General features: G+C 69.3%; 6 protein-coding genes. 2 read left to right on the forward strand and 4 right to left on the reverse strand.

Features of this window, described 5'->3' with window-relative positions:
• Positions 1-681 (forward strand): hypothetical protein (locus tag GF399_02045; protein ID MBD3399096.1); only part of this gene is annotated, 681 nt, incomplete at its 5' end.
• Positions 682-764: 83 nt separating this feature from the next.
• Positions 765-1,631, forward strand: coding sequence for a hypothetical protein (locus GF399_02050; GenBank protein ID MBD3399097.1), 867 nt, complete (start codon positions 765-767; stop codon positions 1,629-1,631).
• 260 nt (positions 1,632-1,891) lie between these two features.
• Here GF399_02050 and GF399_02055 read toward each other — a convergent pair whose 3' ends face one another.
• From GF399_02055 to yidD, 4 genes are all read right to left on the reverse strand, one after another.
• Positions 1,892-2,611, reverse strand: coding sequence for an MBL fold metallo-hydrolase (locus GF399_02055; GenBank protein ID MBD3399098.1), 720 nt, complete (start codon positions 2,609-2,611; stop codon positions 1,892-1,894).
• An 8-nt stretch (positions 2,612-2,619) separates the two neighbouring features.
• A complete protein-coding gene (locus GF399_02060; protein ID MBD3399099.1) occupies positions 2,620-3,525 on the reverse strand; it encodes a hypothetical protein in 906 nt (301 codons plus the stop codon).
• Between the two features lie 82 nt (positions 3,526-3,607).
• The gene (bamD, locus tag GF399_02065; GenBank protein MBD3399100.1) at positions 3,608-4,516 is read right to left on the reverse strand and encodes an outer membrane protein assembly factor BamD; all 909 of its coding nucleotides are present in this window, start codon (positions 4,514-4,516) and stop codon (positions 3,608-3,610) included.
• A complete protein-coding gene (gene yidD / locus GF399_02070; GenBank protein MBD3399101.1) occupies positions 4,513-5,016 on the reverse strand; it encodes a membrane protein insertion efficiency factor YidD in 504 nt (167 codons plus the stop codon). The genes bamD and yidD overlap by 4 nt, the downstream gene beginning before the upstream one ends.
• Between the last annotated feature and the right edge of the window lie 84 nt (positions 5,017-5,100).

Genomic DNA, 5,100 nt, shown 5'->3' on the forward strand with positions numbered 1-5,100 from the left:
CCCATGCGCTCATACTCGGTCATCGGTCTCGGTGAGTTCGGCATGTCCGTGGCGCGGATGCTCTCCGACTTCCAGCGCGACGGCATCGCCGCCTACGACATCGACGTGCGCCGCGTCGAGATGCTCAAGGAATTCGTCGCCGTCGCCGCGGCGCTGGACGCCACCAACAAGAGCGCCCTGGTCGGCCAGGGCGTGGACCGCGACGACGTGGCGATCATCGCCATCGGCCACGACTTCGAGGCCAACACCATCGCCACGCTCAACGTCAAGGAGCTGGGGGTCAAGACGGTGATCGCCCGGGCCTTGAGCGAGGAGCACGGGCGGATCCTGCGGCAGATCGGCGCGGACCGGGTGATCTACCCGGAGCGGGACATCGCGGCCAACCTGGTCCAGGCGGTGCTGGTGCCCAACATCGTCCGCTTCAGCCGGGTGACGCCGGAGATGGGCATGGCCCACGTGGCGATCCCCAAGGGCTACCAGGACGTGCCGCTGGGCGAGCTGGGAACCTCGGGCAAGGTGCGGGTGATCGCCCTGATCCGTCAGCCGGCCGCCGACGCCAAGCCGGGCACCCCGCCCGAGGTCGACGACGCGCCCCAGGCGGTTACCAAGGTCTCCGGCGGCGACCTGTTGGTCCTCTTCGGCAAGAACGAGGAGATCAACCAGGTGGCCGTCTCCCTGTAGTGGAGCGGCCGAACAGCTCCGCCGAGCTACGGGACCTATTATCGACCCCCGCCCCCCTACTGTGCCAGGGCAGGTTGCGGGGGTTGGCTTTATCGCAGATCGAGGCTGGCGGGTTCGAGCGCGTCGGGCTCGGCGGACTGGACGCCGGGATCGAGGTCCACGCCGCCGACCTGCGGGCCACGGTCGGGGTGGGAGCGTCCCTGGCTGACATCGAGGCGGCGGCCGCTGAGGTGGATTTCTGCTTCCTCGAGCTGCCCCTGCTGGACCCCCGAGCGACGCTCTACGATCTGGCCCTCGCCGGGGTGCTCAGCCGCTTCCAGCCCGCCGGGGGCCGGCTGGCCGGCCGGGTGACCGGACTCTGGACGCCGACGCCGAACTCCAGCGAAGCGCTGCTCATCGGCTGCCGCACGGCCAAGGGGGTGGCGGGTTACAACCTGGCCCGCACCGCCCTGCTCTGCCGCCCCAGCCTGCCCGCGCAGCGCTACGAGATCCTGCTGATGCCCCGCCGGGGAGCGTCCGCCTGCTACCGACGCGACTTCCCCGGCTACGCCGTGGCCCTGGAGTTCGCCGTCGACAAGAACGGGCCGCTGTGGCGGGTGCCGGGGCTGACCGCCGTCGAGCTGCTGGCCGACGACACCGGGGCGACGCTGGCCGTCTCCCGGGCCGGGCGATACCCCGACGAAGCCGCCGAAGAGCTACAGAAGCTGGGCTTCACCACCCTCGAACCCGCCGCCTGGCACCGGCGCAAGGCCGGCTTGCTGACGAGCCTCGCCGAGGTCCGGAGCGCCGTCTCCGTCGAGCCCCCGACCCCCGCCGAGACGGCCTACGGCGACCCCCTGGCCGGACCCTGGCTCTACGCCGCCGCAGACAACCCGGCACCGGTACTCAATCCCGTCCTCGAGGAGCTCTGGCCCCGGGCCCGGCTGATCCCGGCGGCGACCTTGGCCTGACTCCGTCGCCTGTTCCAGTTCGACTTGAGTACGGTTCACCGTAAGTACAACGGCCGACAACATGGTCGGCCGTTGTTACGTGGCTGATAACCGTTGGTAACGACTAAAACGCTAGGACCCGGCGCGCTTGTTGCCACGACGGACCGCCGGGTCCGTCGTGAATGCAAGAAGCGTGCCGGGTCCGGCAGCGGGATAAGGCGGCGGGAGGGGGATTAGTTCCCGCCCCGTTTCGCTCGGGCAGGGACGACCAGCGGGTGACTTCAGCGCTCCCGCCGACGGTGGACCAGCTCGAACCGTCGCGCCAGGGTGCCGTAGGCTGCCGCCTCGTCCCGGGTCAGATGGACCCGCTCGCCACCGTCGAAGGGCGACGAGGCATCCCAGGTGGCCTCGATCAGGGCGATGTCGGCCGCGCTACAGATTTCCTCCAAGGCGTCGCAGGGTCCGGAATCGCCGGAGTAGGCCGCGGTTTCCGCGCCTAGCTCGACACGGCAGCCCAGGGCGGGCACCGCTTCACCGACGCCGGCGGCCGTGGAGCCGGCGTGTTCGACGGCCAGGACCTCGATGCTCCAGGACTCGAGCTGGAGGATGTCGCCGTCCTCCAGGGGGGTGAGATCGAAGGCGAAGGAACAATCGGGATACAGGGTCTGGAAGTTGTTCAGCAGACCCTCGGCCTCGAGGCAACCGGCCGGATAGGCCACGGTCAGCGCCTCGTCCCGGCCGATCATCCGCAGAAACCCCAGCACCGAATGCAACCCGCCCAGGTGGTCGAAGTGGCCGTGGCTGAGGACGATCCCGCTCAGCCACTCCGGATGCAGCCCCGCGTCGAGCAGATCGCGCAGGGTGCCGTCGCCGCAGTCCAGCAGTAAGAGGTCCCCGCCCCGGCGGTTCTCCAGCACGATGGTCGTCGCCACCCCCGCCGCCGAGTAGAGCACCCGGACAGCCAGCTCCCGCCCCGCGAAAACCTGTTTGCCGTTGACCATCCGACCCCCTAGCGCAGCAGGTTCCGCGGCCGGAATTCGATCCGCCTGAGTACGAGACGGATCCCCCGACGCCCGCTGAGAACGTTGTAGAGCAGGATCGTCAGATAGAGCCCGGGGATGGCGACCCCGACGGTCCAAAGCCCCTCGACCACGGCGACGTCGGGCGAGGTCATCCCGAGGAGGAACTGCAGCGCCACGGTGATCACCATCAGCGCCAACAGGCTGGGCAGCAGGTAGGCGATCGAAGCCGGCATCACACTGCGCAGGGTCAGCTCGTCACCCTCCTGATCGACCAACAGGCGCAGGCCGCCGCCGTCGGCGCTGACCCGGTTGTAGAGCAGGGCGGCCAGCATCACCAGCCCCATCATGATCACCGCCATCAACGGCGTGCCGACGACGATCGAGATCAGCAGGAAGTTGAACCAGGCCTCAACGGGGACCTCGCCGGCAGCCGCCGCCGCGCCGTCGGTGCCGGGGACCATCCCGCCGCCCTGGCCCGTCAACTCGCCGATCAACGCCCCGGAACCCAACACCAGCAGCAGATAGACCAGCCCCGCCACCAGGAAGGGCACGAAGGCCTTAGGGATGGAGCGAGGCTCGAGGCGGGCCAGACGGGAGTTGGAACCGTCGGCATGATTCTCGGCGGGCAGCTCCAGCTCCAGGCCTTCCCGGTCCGCGTTGTAACGGTTGTAGACCGCGGCGAAGACCACCAGCGGGACGAAGGCGAAGACTACGGTCAGTGGAACGCTGAAGACGAAGAAGAAGGTCGTCCCGCCGCCGATGAGCTGGACCGTCTCGCGCACTCCGCCCAGACCGAAAAAGTAACCGGCGGCGTTGATGACGTAGGCGGTGATCAGTTGCGGCAGAAACAGGTGCAGCAGGCTGGCGGGACTGATGCGTTGGAGTTTGCGCACGGACTAACCTCGTTTGCTGAACGTTCACTGTTATTCTAACCGAAAGCGGTCGTGGCGTAAAACGCTGCGGGGCGGAAACCGGCTAGCGATTCTGCGACGGCACCAGGGTCAGCCCCGTACCGTGTTCGGTCTCCCAGGCCCGCACCTCGGCGACGATCTCGGCGGTCAGCGCCGCCGTGCGACGCCGGTTGAGCTCGACGGCCGCCTGACCGGCGTTGTAGATGTTGCCCAGATAGAAGCTGAAGCCCAGCAGACCGGTGACCACGGCGGTGGGGATCTCCTCCTCGCTGGCCGCCCAGACCGTGGCGCCGATCCACAACCCGTTGGTGAACAGGGCCACCAGACCGTCGCCCACCCGACCGCAGACCGCCTGCCCCAGGCCGGGAACGACACCGGAGAGAAAACCGGCCAGGGCCGGCGAGGTGTTGGGCAGCTCATCACGCCGGGCGCTCAAGGCGGCCAGTTCGGCGGCCAGCACGCCGGCCGGATCGGCGTCGAAGCGCTGCGCCGCCCCGTCGAAAGCTCGGCGGGCCGAAGCGAAATCATCGCCGGGCAGGTAGGTCAGCCCACGCAGCACGGCGGCCCGCCCCGAGGTGGCCAACGGGGGAGCGGCCTTGGCTAGCTCCTGCAGCTCGCGCCGGGCCTCCTCGTAGCGCCGGCTCAGGGCCAGGCTGCGTCCCAGCGCCAACCGCGCCTCGGGCAGCAGCTCGCTGGCCGGATAGGCGCCGGCGAAATGGCGGAAGGCCGCCGTCGCCGTCGGGTGCTCCCCGGCCAGATCGTAGGCCAGGGCCAGGTGGTAGGCGGCGTCGTCGGCCAGGGCGTCGTCGGGAAAGAAATGCAGCAGGCGCTCGAACTCCAGCACCGCCTTGAAGTACTCGCCGCGTTCCAGCAGGGCGGCGGCGAAACCGTACTGCGCCTCGGACTCGAGCTCCAGGGCCGCGACGCCCGAGCTGAGCAGCAACGAAAGCAACACTGTCGCCGGGAGTTTCATGGCAGCGGGTCCAACAGGTGGCCGCGCAGCTCGCGGCGGTAGAGGTCGAGGTTCAGCGGAGCCCAGGCGCCGCACTCCGGATAGGCCGGCAAGCCCCAGGCCGCCGCCGCGCCGTCGTAACCGAAACGCACGATGGGGTAGAGCCCCCGGGGGATCGAACGGTGACAACGCAGCAAACGTCCCCAGGACAGCAACCAGCCCTCGAACAGGCCGTAGCGGCTCAAGGCCCCGCGGGCGTAGGCGCTGCACGTCGGTGTGAAGCGGCAGCGCGGACCGTCCTGGACCGAGAGCCAGCCGTCGTAGACCCGACCCAGCAAGTCCAGCATGGCGCCGAGGTAGCCCGCTTCGCTCCCACCTGCAACGATCACCACATCGCCCAGGCTCGTCTCGCCATCTCCGGGCACCTCGGCGAAGCCGCCCTCGGGCGGCCGGTAGAGCCCCGCCGCTGCGGCGGCAAGACACAGGGCGACGAGGAGGAGCAGCGTCACGGTCCAGCGCATAATCCTCCAGCAGCGGCTCGTCTCTCCGGCTCCAGAAAAACCGGCCCGACGGACTTCTGAACGGTGTGGACTGTGTGCGCCGGA

Source organism: Candidatus Coatesbacteria bacterium, assembly GCA_014728225.1.
GTDB lineage: Bacteria > RBG-13-66-14 > RBG-13-66-14 > RBG-13-66-14 > RBG-13-66-14 > WJLX01.